We start from the raw sequence: 20,185 nt of genomic DNA, 5'->3' as shown, positions 1-20,185 counted from the left end.
TAATTCAGCAACAATGCTTAAGGTAATTATTTCACTATCACTCATCTTAGAAGTATTGATATTGCAACGTTTTTTAATATGTGTTGGAGTTACTTCTTGGTAAATGTCGTCAATTATGACATAAGCGACAGTTATAAAGTCTTTTAAATCTCCAATTTCTTTGATAGAATAGTTTCTATCAGACTCCAGCATATATGTGACCCCCTATCATTTTTGTGGTTATTAATGATAGGTTACATAATATGTTGGAGTTTTTCATTCGTAGATTTTTGGTAATTCAAAGCTAGCACAACAAGTTAAATTAAAAAAATGGATACAGGAAGGGAGAGGGCAAGGGGAAGGCAAGGATTACAAGCCCTGGCTTACTGTACAGGATTTTCCAAGCAAAGGCAGGGTATCACGTGTATTTGGATGGAAAACAAAAAGAATTCATCATTTTTTTACGGATTCGGAGACACGATATTTTTACCTGTTGGAATGGGAGGATGATGTTTTAGATATCAGGGAGCACTATCCTTTATTTAACTGTGAAGAAGTAATACAAAATAAGGCTGGTTTAAACTTCGACTTATTTAAAGATAAAGATACAGGAACACCCTATATTCTATCTACATCATTTTTAATAACCTTGAAAAAACCAAACGGTAAAATAGCGTATCTTGCCAGAAGCCTTAAGGCGGATTATGAACTTGAGCGCAAAACAGCATTAGAAAGGCTGGAAATAGAGAGGAGATACTGGCAGAGCCAAAATATTGATTGGGGAATAGTAACGCAAAAAGAGATTCCAGTGGTTAAAGCAAAGAATATAGAATGGGTTCACTCATCCTTATATCCTGCTGATGAAAGAGGATTTACAGATGAAGAGGTTGACTATTACTGCAATGCTTTTGTTGAAAAATTGGCAGGGAACAGTACTTCGATTAGAAATTTCACTACCCAATTTGACAGGTTGTTTAATTTAGATACAGGGTCAGGGGTGTACATATTCAAGCGTTTAATTGCCCTTAAAAGGATAATGGTGGACATGAATAAAAAAATCGACCTTAATGATTCGACCCAAAGTATAGAAATTATAAAGCAGAGTTTACCAGAAAGGGTGAGAATACTATGATAGCAGTAAATACACTAATCAAATGGGGACAGGATAATGATAAAGAAAGTGTAGAAAGGATTTTGTGGCTTGATAGGCAGCAAAACCTTGCATATGTTATAAACATATATTCAAATGAAAGTCCGTTCCCAAGAAGTATTTCTGATATTGAAGAAGGCATTAAGCATGGGATTGCAGGTATATTGGAGAGAGACCCATTTGTTAAGGTTGTTGATGAAGGAGAATTATCAGAGAAATCAAAAGAAATACGGGATAGAGCATGGGAAGTAATTAAGGAACTGGTTACGCTTGAGCCTGTGATTTTTTATAAGAAAGAACGGAGAGAACTTGTTTTAAAAGCATCGTCTATTTATAACTTACATGAAAAAACTGTTTCAAACTACCTTAAACGATTCTGGAAGAGAGGGAAAATAAAGAACGCTTTGCTTCCGGACTACTATTTATGTGGAGGTCCGGGTAAAGAAAGACGGGCAGGAGACAAAAAGCGTGGGCGCAGACGAAAAAATGCGGAACTGGTGGGTGAGGGAATCAATGTAGATGAAGAAGTAAAAAAGATATTTAATATCGCTATCAATAAATACTATCATACAGGTGCCAAAAATTCCCTTAAACTTGCATATGAACTGATGAGAAAAGAATTCTTCAGCGATGAATTCAGGATAGAAAACGGCATAAGAGTTCCTGTAATAAAACCCATAGGAGAGGTGCCTACATATGCCCAATTCCGTTACTGGTATTATAAGAATATCAATTTAAAAAAGCAAATTTCATCCAGACAAAGCAGTAAAAAATATGAGCAGCAGTATAGACCACTTTTAGGCAATACAACTTCGGAAGCAATTGCGCCAGGAAGTATCTATCAGATTGATGCAACTGTAGGTGACATTTATCTTGTGAGCCGTTATAACAGGAACTGGATAATTGGAAGACCGGTAATTTACGGGGTTATAGATGTTTTCAGCAGGATGGTTGTTGGTATTTATGTTGGCTTAGAGGGGCCAAGTTGGATAGGGGCTATGATGGCTCTTGCAAATGCAGCGTCCGACAAAGTTGCCTTTTGCAAGGAGTATGGAATAGATATTGAAGAAAAGGACTGGCCTGTCCATCACTTGCCAGAGGCTATTCTGGCGGACAGAGGGGAACTTGAAGGCAAGAATGTTGAAAACCTTATTAATTCTCTACATGTAAAGATACAGAATACTCCCCCATATCGGGCAGACTGGAAAGCAGTTATTGAACAGCATTTCAGAATTACTAATATAAGGGTAAAACCGCTTTTGCCTGGTACTGTTGACCCTGATGTGAGAGAGCGTGGCGACAGGGATTACAGGTTGGATGCCAAATTGGATATATACCAGTTTACACAGATAATCATAAAATGTGCCCTGTACCATAATAACCAGTACCATCTTAAAAACTATGACAGGGAAGAGATGATGGTTGCTGATGAAGTAGAATGTATTCCACGGGAAATATGGAACTGGGGGATTGCAAACTGTGCGGGAAAATTGCGGAGTGTACCAGAGGATATCGTTAAACTAAATCTTATGCCCTCAGATGCAGCAACTGTAACGGCAAAGGGGATAAAATTCAAAGGCTTGTATTATGCTTCACCAAAAACTCTTAAGGAGAGATGGTTTGAAAAGGCGAGAAATAAAGGAACATGGAAGATTGATGTTTCCTATGACCCCCGCAATATGAACTTTATTTATATCAAGGAGCAAAATGGCATGGACTTCGAGAAATGTTTTCTCCTGGAACACCAGGATAGGTATAAAGATAAAAATCTTGAGGAAATTCAATACCTTCTTGAAGAGGAGAAACTTCAAATAAAAATAGCGGAAGATAAGGAACTACAGGCTAAGGTTGATTTAATTACTGAGATTGAAAATATTGCAAAAGAGGCAGAGAAATCCTTTAAAGAAGAAAAGTCAGATGAAAGCGATTCGAAGCGTAAAAGAGGGATTAGAAATAACAGGAGAATAGAAAAGATGTTAAATCGGGGAAAGGAAGCCTTTGAACTGGATAAAAAAGACACAGGAAATAAGGCAGAAGTTATATCGTTCAATAGAATGGAGCAGAAGGAACAGTTTGACGAGAATGATGCAATAGACCTTTTACTAAGAAAACAGAAGGAGGCCTTAAAGAAAATCCATGAATAAAGTAATAATACCTAACGGTGCTAACGCTGTAGTTGCAGAATACAAGGAACAGTTGATACCTGAATACAGCGGAAACCCGTTTATTGAAGCGCTACCGCCAATTTATTCACAGGAAGAAGTAGTGGAGAAACTTGCACTTTATCCGCGCTATAACCCAGAAGAAAGGCAATTGGAAAGTCACTACCGCATCCATATGGTTCAGCGGTTGTTCCAGTGCTTCCAGCCCCTTGGTATTCATCTTGACCTTGAAAGCAGGATAAGCAGGGTTATAAGGCAAGGATACCTGGCACGTAACCCATTTAAACCTTCTTATGCTGAAAGCCTTCATGATGGATATAAGGCGATACAAAGCCTGAAATGGGAATTAAGCAGCAATGAGTCCTTCAGGACTACTGCAGCGGGCTTTACAATTATAGGGGCAAGTGGAATGGGCAAGACAACGGCTATCAACCGTGTATTATCCCTTTTTCCTCAGATAATTGTTCATTCACAATATAAGAATATCAATTTTAGTATGTACCAACTGGTTTGGCTGAAGTTAGACTGCCCATTTGACGGTTCCTTGAAGGGTCTCTGCATAGAGTTTTTCCATAAGGTAGACGACCTGTTGGGTACGGATTATTATAAGAAGTTCGGGGTAGGGAGGAAAACCGTAGACAATATGCTCTCTATTATATCCCAGATAGCCAGGAATACAGCCTTAGGCGTATTGGTCATAGATGAGATTCAGCATTTAAATGGGGCAAAAAGCGGTGGGGATGAGAAGATGCTTAACTTTTTTGTCACCCTTGTCAATACCATTGGTGTACCTGTCTTACTTATCGGTACCACAAAAGCATTATCGGTTTTACAATCGGAATTTCGTCAGGCAAGGCGCGGCAGTGGTCAGGGAGATATGGTTTGGGAGAGGTTGAGCAAAGATAAAAGTTGGGATTTGCTAATCAATGCACTTTGGGATTATCAATGGACCAAAAAGGAAGTACCGCTAACACCTGAATTAAACGATGTGCTATATGAAGAGTCACAGGGCATCATTGACATTGCGGTAAAACTTTATGCTATGTCCCAAATACGGGCTATCCTCTCAGGAAGGGAGGATATTACTGCAAATCTGATTAGGCAGGTTGCAAAAGATAATTTAAAGTTGGTCCGCCCCATGCTGGAAGCCTTAAAATCGGGAAACATTAAAGAAATCGCCAAATATGAGGATATTTGCGCTGTAGACATTGACTTTCTGGGATTTGTGGACAAAAGCAAACAGTCATTAGACTGGGATATGAGGATGAAAATACTCCAAAAGCAGCAAAAGGAAAAAGAAAAGGAAGAAAATCTTTCAAAGAAGGAACAAGCAATTTTAAAATTGCTGGACTTGAATATTGATGCAAAAAAGGCTCAAAAAGCAGTAGAGAAGGTTCTCGATAATGAAGAAGAACTTGAAGTTTCTGAGATTGTAATAAAGGCGGTACAGATGATAGCAACCAATGCTAAATCAAAACAAACGAAAAAGAGTAAAGTGGAGAAATTGGATGATTATGATATAAGGTTTATTGTAGAGGAAGGCAGGAAAAATAAAAAATCAGCCTATGAATCATTAAGAGAAAAAGGACTTATTAAGCAGGTGGAAAATGACTTTTTCAAGGCGGTGTAGCACAAAATGATGACGTTTTTTCCTATGCCTTATGAGGATGAAGTATTATACAGCGTCTTTGCAAGGTACCACGTGCGGAGTGGGAATACAAGTTATAAGGCTACATTGAGAGACCTTTTCGGTTCAACTTCCGTAACAGCGGTGATGGACCTGCCTTCCAATATACAGAACCTTGTTAATAACATGCCCCTTAATTCCCGATATACTGAAGAATATCTTATTAAAAACCATACTCTTTTCCCATTTTATTCTGTTTTCCTGTCTCCTGTGCGTGCAGAACAGATTTTTGAATCAATGAAAGGAGAAAATGGAGGAAGCATATATAGCCGGACTGGAATTATGGCCAGTTCTATAACATTAAACCAGTATTTTATATTTTGCTCCGCCTGCGCTAAAGAAGATAAATTGAAATACGGGGAGTTATACTGGCATAGAGTTCATCAAATTCCTGGGGTACTGGTATGCCCAAAACATTATGTTCCTTTATATAATAGCCAAGTGCCGGTCAGGGGATATAATAAACACCAATATAAGGCTGCTAGCGAAGAGAACTGTGTAGAACTCGATATTGTTATCAACTACTCTGATGATGTTTTTGAAAAACTGATTAGGCTCGCAGAGGATGCTCAGGTTTTGCTTAACAGCGACTTTGAAAAGAGAGATATAGAATGGTATAAAGAGCAGTATCTCGCAAAGATGATGGAAATGGGATTTGCAACTTCAAACGGAAAAGTGCATCAAAAGGAGTTTATAAAAGAATTTATTGATTATTATGGCGAAAAATTTTTAGAAATTGTTCAGTCCGGTGTTGATGTAGATAACGATTCAAACTGGCTAATAGATATGATAAGAAAGAAAAATAAGACTGCTCATCCTATCAGACATTTGCTTTTGGCCCGTTTTCTTGGAATTTCACTTCATGATTTATTTTACAAAAAGATGGAATATAAGCCTTTTGGAGATGGACCGTGGCCTTGTTTGAATGCAGCGTCAGACCACTACCTAAAGCCAGTTGTTTCTGACTTAAAAGTTGCATACAGTACAGATTCAAAATGTTCTGTTGGGACTTTTTCTTGTACTTGCGGTTTTGTTTATACCAGAAGTGGGCCAGATGAGTCTGAGGATGCAAAATATAGATTCGGAAGGATAAAAAGGTTTGGGCAAGTATGGGAGGAGAGGCTCAAAGAATTAGTAGACCGAAAGTTAAGTTTAAGAGAAACAGCAAGGTCACTAGGAGTAGACCCTAATACAGTTAAGAAGTATGCTAAAAAACTTGGATTAACTACTTACTGGGAAAAGCGGAGTGAGGACGATAGTGTATATGATAATGATGGAAATATTTATTCTTCAACAAATCTGAACAAGGATTATTACAGGGAAAAGTGGAATGAATTAAGAAAGCAATATCCAGAGATGGGAAAAACGCAATTACGGCAGGTTGATAAGGCTTTATTTGCCTGGCTTTATAGAAATGACAGGGAATGGCTAAACAAGAACTCACCTGATAAAAAAGTGGCTAATGCTGTAAACAGCAGAGTTGATTGGAACCAAAGAGATAATGAGATATTGTCTCAGATAAAAGGAATAGTTGATAAGATGCTGAATTCGGATGGAAAGCCTGAAAGGATTACCATTAGTTTAATTGGTAGTAAATTAAGTATAAGGGGCTTGCTTGAAAAACATTTAGATAAACTTCCAAAGACAAAAGCATACCTAGATTCTGTTAAAGAGACTAATCACGACTTCAGGGTAAGGAGAATTCGCTGGGCAGTTAAGGAATTAGAGAAAGAAGGAGAAGAACTGCAAATGTGGAAGATAATGAGGAAGGCTGGAGTAAGGGAGAAATACGTATTCGAGTTAGAGGATTATATAAATAGGACTGTACAATTATAAATGATAAAATTTATAAAGTTGCTAATAGAATACAGACATTGTAAAATATGTGTGTATATCAGGAATGCAATTTATTGCTTTTTGAGGATATTATTCGATAAATACAATGGAGTACAAAACTACATCTATAAGGTTCTATCTATTGGATTTAGGGGGGAAACTTATGAAGGTAATGTTGCCTGACAAAGATACTATTAAGAAAGAGTATGATATTGGACAATATCAATCAATTGTCATTATTGGTGCAAATGGTTCAGGAAAGAGCAGATTGGGTGCATGGATTGAAAGAAATAATATGAAAAATGTACATAGAATCGCAGCACAAAGGTCTTTGGTAGTACCCGATTACGTTAGTTTAAAGAGTTATGAACAAGCATTTGATGAATTGTTTTGGGGAGATACAAATAAAAATCCTCAGAAAGGACAAAGATGGGAATGGGGAAAATATACAACATCGTTATTAAATGACTACGATAAAGTTCTTTCTACTCTATTTGCCAAACAAAATAAACTATATGAACAGTATGTTAGAGAATGCAAAGAAAAAGAAGCAAGTGGTTTAACACATGATAAAGCACCAAAATCAGAAATAGATATAATTATTGAACTTTGGAAAGACATTTTTCCACATAGAGAAATTATCCTGAGTGATGCAAAAGTTTCTGCAAAATTATCGAATTCAGAATATCCTGGGAAAGAAATGAGTGATGGTGAGAGAGTAGCCCTGTATTTAATGGGACAATGTTTATGTGCACCTATGAATTCTATAATAATAATTGATGAACCTGAACTTCATTTACATAGGTCTATAATGAATAGACTATGGAGTAAACTTGAAGGACAAAGAAAAGACTGTTTATTCATATATATTACTCATGATATTCAATTCGCATCAGCACATAGGAATTCAAAAAAATTATGGGTACATGAGTATTTAGGAAATGACAACTGGAATTATGAGTTTGTAGAAGGAAATGATGATATACCAGAAGAATTATTATTAGAGTTATTGGGAACTAGGAAAAAGGTTCTATTTGTAGAGGGAACAAGAGATAGTTTTGATTATTCCTTGTATCAGTATTTTTATTCAGACTTTTATATTGTGCCATGTAAAAGTTGTCTAAAAGTCATTGAATCAACAAAAGCAATGAGAAACCATCGTCAGTTACATCATTTAGAAGCGTATGGTTTAATTGATAGAGATTACAGAACAGAAGAAGAAATAAAATCGTTGAAGGAACAAAATGTATATACTTTGAATATTGCAGAGGTTGAAAATCTATTTATTGTCACAGAAATACTAGAAGTTGTTGCTGAAAACCAAGCATTAGATTCTTCTAAAGTAAAAGATGCTATTGAGTTTATCAAAGATATATTTTCTAAGAGTTTAGAAACACAAATTAGGAATGCAGTGGTTAGTGAAATAAAATTCTTACTTAGCAATTATGATATAAACGATAATAATATAGAAGGAATACAACAAAAGGCTAACAATATATTACAAGTAATAGATGTTAAGCAAATAGAGAATAAATATATGCAGTTGTTTGAGAAATTGAATGGTGAAGATAAATATGAGGATATACTAATGTATTTTAATAATAAAGGTATTGCCAAAAGTATAGGTAATATTTTTGGGCTTAAAAATAATGAATATATCGAGTTAGTGTTGAGATTATTAAACACTGATAAAAAGGAAAAAATAATAAATGGTCTAGAAAAATATTTACCTAAAATAAGTTGATATCTCAGAAATAATGTATACTGACTATAGCAATAAAATGACTATTATTAAATTGAAGCAATTTAGTATTTAAATGTATCTTTGGATAATTAGGCTGTTGTCTCTTATGGGATACTGGCACTCAATATTAACAGAAAAACTTAACCCATAACCCTCAATATCCTGACTAACTATGTATAATTCAAATAAAGTTCGCTCCATGATAATAAAGTTCGCTCTATAAAAATAAAGTTCGTTCCAAAACCTCGCAGTAGATGCAAGAGAAATCTTGTTTTGCTGCGGGGTTTGCGTTTTTATTGGAGAGAAGTGCTAAGGTGTATGTTAGGATTAAGGAGTAAGGAATAAGGCTATAGGTATTGATTTTAAAGAAATTGAGAGTACTATATTGACTAAATATTGATACCAGGATTGATAAAAAGATTAGAAAAAGAACATGGAAAAATGCAACCTTATCCCTTTTTTCCTTGCAACATGTTCCTATTTAGAACCAACTTTATTTTAAAAATTGTTACAACAAATAAGGAAGAAATGTTATTAAATGGAATGAAAATATTGAATTTTAGAACCGACTTTATTATATGGAAAGAATTAGGGGAATGGGCCTAAGGCGAGAAGGGATAAGGGTTTGAGGGATTTCGGTTTGGAGCGGAGTTTATTTTAAATATACAACTCGTGTATATACAAAATAAACTCCACTCCATGATAATAAAGTTGACTCTGTTGTATATACAAAATAAACTCCACTCCATGATAATAAAGTTGACTCTGTCAAAATAAAGTTCGTTCCAAAATCCCGTAGCAGATGCAGGAGAAATCTTGTTTTGCTGCGGGGTTTGTTTTTTGCAAGTAAAAGGGGCTGAAAGGGTTAAGGTATAAGGGATAAGACTGATGTATAACCCAAAAAAACTCGTGTCACGAATAAAAAAGTCGTGTTAAAAATAAAAAAGTCATGTTAAAAGTCATGGTGAAAATAGGGTAGAAAACCTTATTGGAGCCATGATTTTTGTTTTAGGATGAGTAGGGTTAAGGGGTAAGGTATAAGGTTAAAAGTATTGATTTTATTGGATTTGAATAGAGTATTGATGAAAGATATTGATTAAAACTTTTCCCTTTTCTCTTGATACTTATCCCTATTTATGACACGACTTTTTTATCTAAAATGAGAGTAAAAATAGGAAATTATTAGGAGAAAAGAACAAGGAAAGTGGGTGATTTTTGACATGACTTTTTTATCTGGAAGAAAATAGGTAAATATGGTTAAGGATAGATGGGACAAGGGGTTGAGGGGGTGTTGGGTTTTGACATGAGTTTTTTATGTGTATACAACTATGATTATAATATACATATACCCCCTAGTGGTATATAATAATTTATAGGAGGTATACTATGGCAAATTACTATATTAAAACTAATAGGACCTTTACTACCATAAGAAAAAATGCTTGGATATTTACAGTACTAGTAGCCATTGGTGGACTATGGGAACCAAAACTAGGCTTATTAGTGATATTGATCATGTTAGGTTTAACTATCACTTCCTTTTTCACAGGGAGGTACTGGTGCGGGAATTTCTGCCCTCATGGTTCTCTATTTGACAGAATAGCAATGCCTATAAGCTTAAATAAAAAGATACCTAATTTTTTAAAATCAAAGTATATGATTATAGGATTTTTTATATTCTTTATGTTCAATTTCTCCAGAAGGATAATCAATGTAATAAAGCTGTGGGGAAGTCATGATTTTCTTGATAAGCTAGGATACGTGTTTGTTACAACTTACTTAATGGTTTTGATAGTTGGTGGATTAGTGGCAGTGTTAATTAATCCAAGAACTTGGTGTCAATTTTGCCCCATGGGAACAATACAGAAATTATCCAATAGATTAGGTAGGCTTACGGGAATTGTGGAAAAAACAGAAAAGAAAGTTACCATAGAAAACATAGACAAATGCTACGAATGTGGAAAATGTTCAAGGGTATGTCCATTCCAACTGACACCCTATTTACATTTTGGAGAGGACAATCAATTCCATGATATAAACTGTATAAAATGTGGCACATGTGTTGTAAATTGCCCTGCAAATATTCTGTCATTAAAGACTAAAGAAGAAGCAAACCAGTTAAAGAAAACCGTTGAAAAAATATCTACCCATGAGGTTTCATAAACCTCATGGGTATAGGATTATCTAATGGATTTAGATTTAAGCTATTAAAATTTCTTATACAGCATAAGAAAGTGCGATTATTTATCAAAGATTGTTAGTTATATAATAAACATAAATTAGTTATAGACTAAAAGACTAAAGGGGGTTATTACATGGATAAGAAGGCTAGTATAAGTAATGCTGATGCTACATTGGATTCTTTAGAAACCATGGTAAAGGCTAATTTAAGCAAAATTGAAGTTGCATTAGGTTTTATAGGAATTTTCATAATATTAGTTTTTGGAAAGGCTTTATTAAAAACAGATATGTTATTTTTTAGACTTGTGATTGGAACAGCTTTAGGCTATACCTTGACAAGAGCCTACACAGGCTTTGCTGGTAGTGTAAATCGTGCATATAATACTGGATCTACAAAATTAATGAGAACTTTAATGCTTATGTTTTTCATTACAGCTTTATCAACTACTGCTTTCCTAATTAGTTCAGAGGATATGGCAATGTACAGTCTTTCCATTAATCCCATTAACTTAGGACTCATATTAGGAGGTATATTATTTGGATTTGGGATGTCCTTTTCTTCATGTTGTGCTAGTGGAGTTCTAACTGATTTAGTAACTGGTTTACCAAGGGCTATTGTTACCTTAATATTCTTTAGCTTAGGTGTTTTCTTGGGATTTCCTATTCAAAAAACTGCAACATGGGTTACTAATTCATGGATTTCTACACCAGTAGGTGAGACATATGGAGGAGGTGTATTTTTACCGGACCTATTTAAAGGAGATGGCTTAGGAGGCTATATAGGAGCACTGGTGTTAACTGGTATATTTTGCGGTATAGTAGTTTTTATGTCCTATGTATACGAAAACAGACGTAAGGAAAACGGTACCTACATAGGACATCCTATGGAAAAGGTACAGGATTCTTTACAGAAAAGAGAGCATAGTATTTCTAAATTATTTAGTGCTGAAACCTATGAAATAATATTTGTTAAACCTTGGACTTTAACACAAGGAGCTGTAGTTTTAACCTTATTATTTGTGCTACTAATGGGAGTAACCAAATCCGGTTGGGGAGCTTCCACTCCTTACGGTATGTGGTTTGGTAAAGTGCTAATGGCCTTTGGCGTTTCACCTGAATCTCTTGCGTCATTTAGTAAACAATCTCCTGAATTCTATACAGTACCATTTTTTGAACATGGCGTTTCAGTTCAAAACTTTGGAATACTAGTTGGTACAGCAATCTATCTATTAACTGCTGGTAAATTTAAGGAGACTTTTATGTCAGAGATGAAAATTACTAAAAGAGAAGTATTGCTTTATGCTTTAGGTGGTATAACCATGGGCTTAGGAACTCGTATGGCAAATGGATGTAATGTGGGAGCATTATATACACCAATCGCACAATTTTCACTTTCAGGTTGGGTGTTCTTAGTATTTATGGTTATAGGAGGAGCCATAGGCAATACATGTGCTAAAAAGTGGAGAGCATAGAATATCAAATTAAAATATAAGGGGGAGAAAAAATGAGCAATAGAATTTTAGTAATAGGAGGAGTTGCAGGAGGAGCTTCTGCAGCAGCTAGAGCTAGAAGGTTGGATGAATCTGCTGAAATCATAATATTTGAAAGGGGACCTCATGTATCCTTTTCCAACTGTTCATTACCATTTTACTTAAGTGGAATAGTTGAGGATGTGGATTCATTGGTGTTGATGGATCCAGAAACATTTAAATCCCAGTACAATATTGAAGTTAGAGTAAACAATGAAGTGACCAAAATCAATAGAGACAAAAAAACTATAGTAGTTAAAGATTTAGCTACAGGAAGAGAATATGAAGAAGCTTATGACAAATTGGTTCTTTCTCCAGGGGCTAGCCCAATTCTTCCAAACAGCATTGAAGGAGTACACAACAAAAATGTATTTACTGTAAGGAATGTAGTGGATATTGATAATCTAAGCAGGTATATAAAGGAAAATAATATAAAGGATGTAGCAGTAATAGGCGGAGGCTTTATAGGTCTTGAAGTAGCAGAAAACTTGCGTTTAGCAGGTATTGATATTTCATTAGTAGAGGCCTTAAACCAAGTTATGGCACCTTTCGATTACGATATGGTTCAAATTCTTCATAAGGAAATAATGGATCAGGGAGTAGATTTAATACTTGAAGATGGTGTTAAGAAAATAGGAGAAGACTATATAGAATTACAGTCAGGTAGAAGAGTAAAGGCTGAAGCTATAGTAATGGCTATAGGTGTAAGACCAGAAACTCAATTAGCTAGGGAAGCCGGTCTAGAAATAGGGGAAACAGGAGGAATTAAAGTAGACCACAACTATAGGACTAGTGACGAGGATATATACGCAGTAGGAGATGCCATTGAAGTATATAATAGATTAACTCATAAACCATCAAGACTTGCTCTTGCAGGACCTGCACAAAGACAGGCAAGAGCTGCTGCAGACCATATGTATAATATGCCTGTAAGAAATAATGGGGTAATAGGCTCATCAGTTATTAGAGTATTTAATATGAATGCAGCTTGTACAGGTCTTAATGAAAAACAAGCAAAACAAGCAGGTATTAGCTACGACTTTGTATATGTAATCCCTGGAGATAAGGTTGGGCTTATGCCAAATAGCAATCCAATGCACTTTAAATTGCTATTTGAAGTTCCAACTGGCAAGATATTAGGAGCTCAAGCTATAGGAAAAGGTGCTGTTGACAAGAGAATTGACGTAATTGCAACATTGATTGCTATGGATGGAACTTTAGAGGATTTGAAGGAATTAGAACTATGCTATTCACCAATGTTTGGTACTGCAAAAGACGTGGTAAACCATGCAGCATTGGTAGGATTAAACATATTAAATGGGGTATTCAAACAAGTTCCAGTAACAAAGGTAAGAGAGCTAGTAGAAAGCAATGCCTATATAATAGATGTAAGAGAAAAACACGAATATGAAAAAGGTCATTTAATAAATGCTGTAAATATTCCTCTAAGTGAATTAAGACAGAGAGTAGATGAAATACCTAAAGATAGACCAGTATATCTACACTGTCGATCAAGCCAAAGAAGTTATAACGCAATAATGGCACTTCAGCATATGGGATTTGATAATCTATACAATATATCAGGTTCTTTCCTAGGTATTTCTTACTACGAATATTTCAACGATCAAGTTTCAGGAAGAAATAAAATATTAACAAACTATAATTTTGAATAAGTAGTGATGCTATGGAAAAGAAATTAAATCCAATTGATATATTGAGCTTAGCTTTAGGTTCAATTATAGGGTGGGGTTCCTTTACCCTACCCGGATCTAAATTTCTCCCCGAATCGGGAGTTATAAATACAGCCATAGGGCTGATATTGGGAGGATTAGCTGTTATATTTATCCAAAAGGGATATCAAGTGATGATGCAAAATCACTTTGAAGATGGAGGAGAGTTCTCCTATACCTATGAGAATATGGGAAAACTAAACGGGTTTATAGTAGGCTGGAGCCTGATATTATGTTATTTGAGTTTAGTACCTTTAAATGCAACTGCCTTTGTACTCGTTATAAAAAGGCTCTTTGGATCTTCCATTGAAAAGCTATATCTATACCATGTGGCAGGATATCCAGTATACTTGTCTGAAGTACTAATTGCAAGCTTTATCATAATACTATTTGCTTATATCAACATAAAAGGAGTAAAGACCAGTGCTCGTGCTCAAAACATAATGGTTTTATTTTTAGTTGTATGTGTAATAGCAGTACTTGCAGCAATGATGGTAAAAACTGATAAGACAATTTTTGTTGAAAACTATGTACTGGACAATAAAATAGATTTTGGTAAGGTTTCAAGGGTATTAGCCATAGCACCCTTTCTATTTGTGGGATTTGATGTTATTCCACAGGTTAGCACTGAGCTAAACTTTAAACCTGGGAAAGCTGCAGCCATGGGAATCATATCCATATTTGCAGGGGTATTCATATACAACGCTTTAAATATCATAACTTCTTTAGTATATACACCAACAGAAGCGCTAAAGCAGGAATGGGCCCTTGGCTCAGCAGTTTTAAACAATATAGGTATACTTGGATTTGTACTACTGTGCATAGCTTTAACATCAGCAGTCATTGGTGGAATTAACGGATTTATGTTAGGAAGCTGTAAGCTTATTGGAGCTCTCTCAATATATGGATTGTTTCCGGAGAAATATAAGGAGAAAAATAAATCAGGAGTATATGAAAATGGCATAAAATTTGTTACTTTTGTGAGTTTGATTGCACCATTTTTTGGCAGGCAGGTAATCATATATATAGTGGACATGTCATCTTTATTAGCAGCTTTAGCATATCTATATGTATGTTATATCAGCTATAGAATTGGCAAAAACAAGACGGAAAAATATCTATCACTGGTGGGAACTATTGTAAGCATTATATTTATCGGACTTTTGGTAATTCCTATATCTCCTGCAAGACTAAGTTTTCCTTCTATGATATTTATGTTCATATGGGTGATTGCTGGAGTCTTCTACTATAGGAAATGCAGCGTTAAGTTAAAGACAGTTAAACATATATGAAAAGTCCAAAAGATGTTCCTTTGGACTTTTCATATTAAAAATCTGACTATTATCTTGCTTCCTATAATTGTACCGATAAATACGGCAATTCCAAATATCCAACCGGATAAGGATAAGCTTGATATACTGCTGAAAAGACCACCTATATTGCAGCCTAAGGATATTCTTGAACCATATCCCATGAGCAATCCACCTATAGCTGCTAGTATAAATTGGTTTTTGGATTTAATCTTTCTTATTCTAAATTGGGATGCCATTAGAGATGAAAAAAGGGCACCTATTATGACTCCCAAATTCCTTATAGAGCGAGGGTCCTTTAAGAAACCTCCTTTTAATATCTCTTGTCCACCTTCTATATCAAAATAGAACCATTGGGAAACATCTATTCCAATAGTTTCTAGAATCCAAGCTCCCCAATATGCCATTGTTGATGAAACTCTCCAAGGTTCACCTGTAACAGCTAAAGTTGCAATTTGAAGTAATGAGAGTAAAACTGCACCTGTAACATAAGACCATGAATTCTTAAACCATTTTGTATAATATTTATTTTCATTTAGATTCAAGGCTATACCCCCTTAATCATCAAGATCCTCGGTTCTATTTAACTCTATTCTATCCAAAAGAATATATAATAGACCAATGAAAAAGAGCTGAACTGATAGCGCACCAAACCATCCAAATATATCTGGTAGAAATACTTTAAATCCCTTTGAAATAAAGTTTTCATTCCACCATTGAAAATCATGGGCTCCCCATAGAGAACCTATTATGAAAAATACTAAAGCTACTAATTGAGTTAAAAAACCTTCCCCAGTTCTCATGAGTACCCCAGAAGCGCATCCTCCTGCCAAAACCATTCCTATTCCAAATAGGATACCGCCTATTATAATTGCAAAGCTTATGTTGATTACTAGTCTTTGACCTGGAATTGTTTCTCCATTGATATAGGAGCCATATTTAATTGCTGTAAAACCAATGGTAGTTAATGCAATGCTTATTAACAATGATTTGGAAAGGATGGTGCTGCCAATGAGGTAAGGATCTCTTATTGCTGCTGCAAAGCAAAATTTAGACCTTTGTAATACAAATCCAAAGGCTAGTCCAGTTATCCAATAAAAGGGGAGAACATCAGATAAGGAGTTTAAGAATACGCCAAATCCTATGGCAAAAATCAAAATAATAAATCCAAAAGGTGCTTGATTTTTCTTACCTTTGGTCTTATTTGAATACATAAGATACACCTCATATTGTTAATAATTAATCAACAAACACTTTAGATATGCTTATCTACTATTGCTTTGGGTATCTATACTCATATAAGCTAAGTAATCTACAGTAATTCTGTTAAATATATTATATAATATATTTAACAGAATTACCAATTGTAAACCACATTATAGGGAGCTGAAGGTCAATGAACATAGAATATCTTTATTACTTTTATAAGGTTGCCATTACAGGAAGTATCTCCAAGGTAGCTCAAAGCGCTTATATATCTCAATCAGCATTAAGTCAGCAGATTTCTAAACTAGAGGAAATATTAGGATGTAAGCTATTGGAAAGGAGTAATAAAGGTGTTGAATTAACAGATAAAGGGCTAATTGTATTGAAATATGTGGACAACATTATCAGAACCTATGAGGCAATGCTTCAACATATCAAATCTGCTGATGAAAACGAAAGAAATATAAAAATTGAAGCTTGTTGGTCTATAGCCACATACTCTTTGCCCTGTGTTATGTATGAGATTAAGAAGAAGTTTGCCAATTACAATTTTGAGTTAAATCCAAATGAGTCCGATGAGATCGAACAAAACGTCATGAACAACATATGTGATATTGGAGTCATATACAACAGACCTAAAAGTTCAAATCTATCCTACTATAAGATAGGTACAGATAAAATAGTATTAGTTTCTTCTCAAGATTATAAGATAGATGACAAAATAGATTTTATGGAATTAATAAACCATCCGTTTATTCTTTTGAATGATAAAGTACATGTTATAGATGCAATTAAAAACAAATTAAGCAGTATAGGTCTTAAAATTGAAGATTTAAAGGTGTTATATAATAGCGATTCTGCAGAATCGGTAAAATCTTCAGTACTCAATGGATTTGGAATTGGATTTTTACCTTATACATCCATAAAAAAAGAGCTGTATAACAAACAGCTTAAACAAATAGATATTATAGATTATTCTATAGAATATGACATGTACTTAATATATGATAAAAATATTCAAGATGAAACCCTATATAATTTTGTTGAATACTTCAAGAGGACTGCTAAAAAGAATTTATGTTAATCCTTTGTAATAAAAATTTCCCAAACTCCATTTATGACTTCTTCATGTGATATCTTATATTCTTTAAAGTTATTTACTATAGATTCCAATACACAGCTATGATCTGTAACTACCTTTATGGTTTCTCCAGAGGTAGTTTTTTTTAAGGCTTTTCTTGTCTTAATAATAGGTATTGGACACATATCTCCAAGGCAATCTACTGTCTTCATGGGAACGCTCCCCTCAATATAATGTTACTGTTGCTATAAATATTATAATACAACTTTGCCATATCTACGAGTTATATAATGTTATTTGATGAATTTAATAATGTCTCAATTTCATCTACAGATAAAGGCTTACTCAATAGATATCCCTGTCCCAAGTGACAGCCAAATTGCTTTAGACACAACAACTGTTCATTGGTTTCAATGCCTTCTGCTACCACTGTTAAACTCAAGCTTTTTGCCATTGCAATAATTGATTTCACTAGATTTTGTTTCTTTTTAATGTTCAATAGATCATCTATAAATATTTTATCTATCTTCAGCTTGTCCACCTCAAAGAGATTTATTTGACCAAGGGAGGAGAAACCCGTGTATAATACAAATAAACTCCACTCCGTAATAATAAACTTCGCTCTATAAAAATAAAGTTCGTTCCAAAATCCCGTAGTAAGTGCAAGAGAAATCTTCATTTGCTGCGGGATTTGCTTTTTATTAGGATAAAGGGACATGGGGCAAGGGCTAAGATTGTTATGGTCAAGAGATTGGAGATAAGGCTAAAGCATTGATTTTAAAGGGATTGAGAGTACTATATTGATTTAAATATTGATACCGGAATTGATAAAAAGATTAGAAGAAACACATGAGAAAATGCAACCTTATACCTTTTCCCTTGCACCTTACCCCTAAAAAGAACCAACTTTATTTTAAAAATTGTTACAAGAAATAAGGAATAAAAGTAAATAAATGGGATGAAAATATGGAATTTTAGAGCGGACTTTATTATATGGAAAGAATTAGGGAAATGGGCATAAGGCGAGAAGGGATAAGGGTTTGAGGGATTTCGGTTTGGAGCGGAGTTTATTTTAAATATACATAGTTAGGGGTAAGGATTTTTTGGGATAAGGAATAAGGGGGAAGTTATATAATAATAAAGTTGACTCTGTGATAATAAAGTTGATTCTGTAATAATAAAGTCGGTTCTATTAGTAAGTTAGTTCTGAAATATAAAGTCATGCCATTGAAAGGTTATAAGGGGGCACAGCAATAGGATTAAGGATATAAATTACAGAAACTGGACAGTTGTTTCATAAGCGGTAAAGTTCTATCAGAATGAAAATAAAGTTGTATGTAAAAATAGTTACGGTTATTAGCATTGGTTTAAAAATCATAAGGCATATATGATATTTTATAAATAAGATTTAAAGTATAATGGAGATAGGATGACAGATTATTCTTATAGAATTATATATTATAGGAAGTAACTGTAGACATTTAATGTTTTTGGAGGGAATGAATGTGAATTATTATTTTATGCCTTTAGAGGAACAGCCTGATTATGGGTATGGAATGATTGGTTCTATATATTATGCAGCAGCCAATGATTTGTGTAGTTCGGAGAAGTTTAGAGAAGATTGGTATTTGGTTCTACCAGTTAATTTTTTAAGAAGACATTGTATAGAACTATTTTTAAAATCATGCATCATTCTGTTTCATAAAAAATTCAAACTAAATTTTGATAATGACAAATGTACTGGAGAACCGAAAATAAAACTTAATAATGGAACTTGGATATTATTGAAGACTACGCATAACATAAAGGATTTATATAATTATCTTGATTTTCTTATTAAAAGTAATAAGGATTATTTGAGTAAAAATACTACAACAATATGGAAATTTAACGATGAATTTGAAAAATGGATAGACAAAATAAATGGGTATGATAGTGTAAGTGATTATTTTCGATATCCTATTAGCAAAGACAAAAATAAGGATAAAAATAAGAATTTTTTTAGAGAAAATACAATGCAGGGAATTCAAAAAGAAATAGAACAGGGTAAAAAAACAATTACACTAATTATTGAAGATAGTAATGGAGATGCTAAAAAAATATACTCTAATCATAAGCCTGATAAAATAGTAGATTTATTTAAAATTTTGCAAAAAACATCTGATGAATTGAGTGGATTTCATACGGCAGTGCGAATGGAGTTATTTAATGGTTTTTAATTGCTTCATATTCATAAGTCTTGATAATTATAGTTGTATAACCCTAAAAACTCGTGTCACGAATAAAAAAGTTGTGTTATAAATAAAAAAGTCATGTTAAAAGTCATGGTGAAAATAGGGCAGAAAGCCTTATTGTAGCCATGATTTTTGTTTTAGGATGAGTAGGGTAAAGGGGTAAGGTATAAGGTTAAAAGCATTGATTTTATTGGATTTGAATAGAGTATTGATGAAAGATATTGATAAAAACTTTTCCCTTTTCCCTTGAACCTTATCCCTATTTCTGACACGACTTTTTTATCTAAAATGAGAGGGAAAATAGGAAAATATTAGGAGAAAGAGACAGGGAAAAGGGGTGATTTTTGACATGACTT

Annotated in this window: 13 protein-coding genes and 2 pseudogenes; 11 read left to right on the top strand and 4 right to left on the bottom strand. The window is 34.2% G+C overall.

The genetic code is table 11. From position 1 onward, the window contains the following. Window positions 1–192, bottom strand: a pseudogene (locus BUB48_RS13695) (IS982 family transposase); the annotation flags it as partial. A gap of 280 nt (window positions 193–472) precedes the next feature. Here BUB48_RS13695 and BUB48_RS13690 point away from each other — a divergent pair. The 9 genes from BUB48_RS13690 to BUB48_RS13645 all read left to right on the top strand — a co-directional run bounded on the left by BUB48_RS13690 (window position 473) and on the right by BUB48_RS13645 (window position 15,290). Next, a complete protein-coding gene (locus tag BUB48_RS13690) occupies window positions 473–1,111 on the top strand; it encodes a TnsA endonuclease C-terminal domain-containing protein (RefSeq protein WP_242944224.1) in 639 nt (212 codons plus the stop codon). Next, the gene (locus BUB48_RS13685) at window positions 1,108–3,273 is read left to right on the top strand and encodes a Mu transposase C-terminal domain-containing protein (RefSeq protein WP_073026788.1); all 2,166 of its coding nucleotides are present in this window, start codon (window positions 1,108–1,110) and stop codon (window positions 3,271–3,273) included. The genes BUB48_RS13690 and BUB48_RS13685 overlap by 4 nt, the downstream gene beginning before the upstream one ends. After that, the gene (locus BUB48_RS13680) at window positions 3,266–4,921 is read left to right on the top strand and encodes an ATP-binding protein (RefSeq protein WP_073026787.1); all 1,656 of its coding nucleotides are present in this window, start codon (window positions 3,266–3,268) and stop codon (window positions 4,919–4,921) included. Before BUB48_RS13685 ends, BUB48_RS13680 begins: the two co-directional genes overlap by 8 nt. A 24-nt stretch (window positions 4,922–4,945) precedes the next feature. Further along, window positions 4,946–6,814 (top strand): TnsD family transposase, encoded by a 1,869-nt coding sequence (locus tag BUB48_RS13675; RefSeq protein WP_242944223.1) that lies wholly within the window; start codon window positions 4,946–4,948, stop codon window positions 6,812–6,814. Window positions 6,815–6,977: 163 nt separating this feature from the next. Beyond that, a complete protein-coding gene (locus tag BUB48_RS13670; RefSeq protein WP_175548428.1) occupies window positions 6,978–8,558 on the top strand; it encodes a DUF4435 domain-containing protein in 1,581 nt (526 codons plus the stop codon). 1,386 nt (window positions 8,559–9,944) lie between these two features. Further along, complete coding sequence (locus BUB48_RS13660; protein WP_073026784.1) at window positions 9,945–10,721, top strand: 4Fe-4S binding protein; 777 nt, start codon at window positions 9,945–9,947, stop codon at window positions 10,719–10,721. A 209-nt stretch (window positions 10,722–10,930) separates the two neighbouring features. Further along, window positions 10,931–12,211, top strand: coding sequence for a YeeE/YedE family protein (locus tag BUB48_RS13655; protein WP_073026793.1), 1,281 nt, complete (start codon window positions 10,931–10,933; stop codon window positions 12,209–12,211). Window positions 12,212–12,243: 32 nt separating this feature from the next. Further along, window positions 12,244–13,941: an FAD-dependent oxidoreductase gene (locus BUB48_RS13650; protein ID WP_073026783.1), complete on the top strand. Its 1,698-nt coding sequence runs from the start codon at window positions 12,244–12,246 to the stop codon at window positions 13,939–13,941. A gap of 11 nt (window positions 13,942–13,952) precedes the next feature. Beyond that, entirely contained in the window at window positions 13,953–15,290 is a 1,338-nt protein-coding gene (locus BUB48_RS13645; protein ID WP_073026782.1) for an APC family permease, read from the top strand. A 29-nt stretch (window positions 15,291–15,319) separates the two neighbouring features. On the opposite strand, the pseudogene BUB48_RS18625 reads toward BUB48_RS13645, so the two are convergent. After that, window positions 15,320–16,522 (bottom strand): annotated as a pseudogene (locus tag BUB48_RS18625) (YeeE/YedE family protein). Between the two features lie 182 nt (window positions 16,523–16,704). Between BUB48_RS18625 and BUB48_RS13630 the strand changes: the two are divergent. Next, window positions 16,705–17,598, top strand: coding sequence for a LysR family transcriptional regulator (locus BUB48_RS13630; protein WP_073026779.1), 894 nt, complete (start codon window positions 16,705–16,707; stop codon window positions 17,596–17,598). Here the strand turns inward: BUB48_RS13630 and BUB48_RS13625 are convergent. Together BUB48_RS13625 and BUB48_RS13620 are read right to left on the bottom strand one after the other, a co-directional pair. Next, complete coding sequence (locus BUB48_RS13625; protein WP_073026778.1) at window positions 17,595–17,807, bottom strand: sulfurtransferase TusA family protein; 213 nt, start codon at window positions 17,805–17,807, stop codon at window positions 17,595–17,597. The two genes, BUB48_RS13630 and BUB48_RS13625, sit on opposite strands and share 4 nt — an antisense overlap. Window positions 17,808–17,878: 71 nt before the next feature. Further along, window positions 17,879–18,274 carry an EAL domain-containing protein gene (locus BUB48_RS13620; RefSeq protein WP_073026777.1) on the bottom strand — a complete coding sequence of 132 codons (396 nt, stop codon included), beginning with the start codon at window positions 18,272–18,274 and terminating at the stop codon, window positions 17,879–17,881. Window positions 18,275–19,100: 826 nt separating this feature from the next. On the opposite strand from BUB48_RS13620, the gene BUB48_RS13615 reads away from it, so the two are divergent. Further along, window positions 19,101–19,814 carry a hypothetical protein gene (locus tag BUB48_RS13615; RefSeq protein WP_073026776.1) on the top strand — a complete coding sequence of 238 codons (714 nt, stop codon included), beginning with the start codon at window positions 19,101–19,103 and terminating at the stop codon, window positions 19,812–19,814. The last annotated feature ends 371 nt before the right edge of the window (window positions 19,815–20,185 follow it).

Source organism: Lutispora thermophila DSM 19022 (assembly GCF_900142105.1).
In the GTDB taxonomy this organism is placed as follows: domain Bacteria; phylum Bacillota; class Clostridia; order Lutisporales; family Lutisporaceae; genus Lutispora; species Lutispora thermophila.
Note: the sequence above shows the minus strand (reverse complement) of the source record. Positions and strands in the feature narration are given on the sequence as shown.

What these genes read in the sequence shown, in the direction of transcription:
- BUB48_RS13685 (WP_073026788.1), top strand. Translation starts at nt 1,108, where the DNA reads ATGATAGCAGTAAATACACTAATCAAATGGGGACAGGATAATGATAAA.
- BUB48_RS13680 (WP_073026787.1), top strand. Translation starts at nt 3,266, where the DNA reads ATGAATAAAGTAATAATACCTAACGGTGCTAACGCTGTAGTTGCAGAA.
- BUB48_RS13675 (WP_242944223.1), top strand. Translation starts at nt 4,946, where the DNA reads ATGCCTTATGAGGATGAAGTATTATACAGCGTCTTTGCAAGGTACCAC.
- BUB48_RS13670 (WP_175548428.1), top strand. Translation starts at nt 6,978, where the DNA reads ATGAAGGTAATGTTGCCTGACAAAGATACTATTAAGAAAGAGTATGAT.
- BUB48_RS13660 (WP_073026784.1), top strand. Translation starts at nt 9,945, where the DNA reads ATGGCAAATTACTATATTAAAACTAATAGGACCTTTACTACCATAAGA.
- BUB48_RS13655 (WP_073026793.1), top strand. Translation starts at nt 10,931, where the DNA reads ATGGTAAAGGCTAATTTAAGCAAAATTGAAGTTGCATTAGGTTTTATA.
- BUB48_RS13650 (WP_073026783.1), top strand. Translation starts at nt 12,244, where the DNA reads ATGAGCAATAGAATTTTAGTAATAGGAGGAGTTGCAGGAGGAGCTTCT.
- BUB48_RS13645 (WP_073026782.1), top strand. Translation starts at nt 13,953, where the DNA reads ATGGAAAAGAAATTAAATCCAATTGATATATTGAGCTTAGCTTTAGGT.
- BUB48_RS13630 (WP_073026779.1), top strand. Translation starts at nt 16,705, where the DNA reads ATGAACATAGAATATCTTTATTACTTTTATAAGGTTGCCATTACAGGA.
- BUB48_RS13625 (WP_073026778.1), bottom strand. Translation starts at nt 17,807, where the DNA reads ATGAAGACAGTAGATTGCCTTGGAGATATGTGTCCAATACCTATTATT.
- BUB48_RS13620 (WP_073026777.1), bottom strand. Translation starts at nt 18,274, where the DNA reads ATGAAGATTTCTCTTGCACTTACTACGGGATTTTGGAACGAACTTTAT.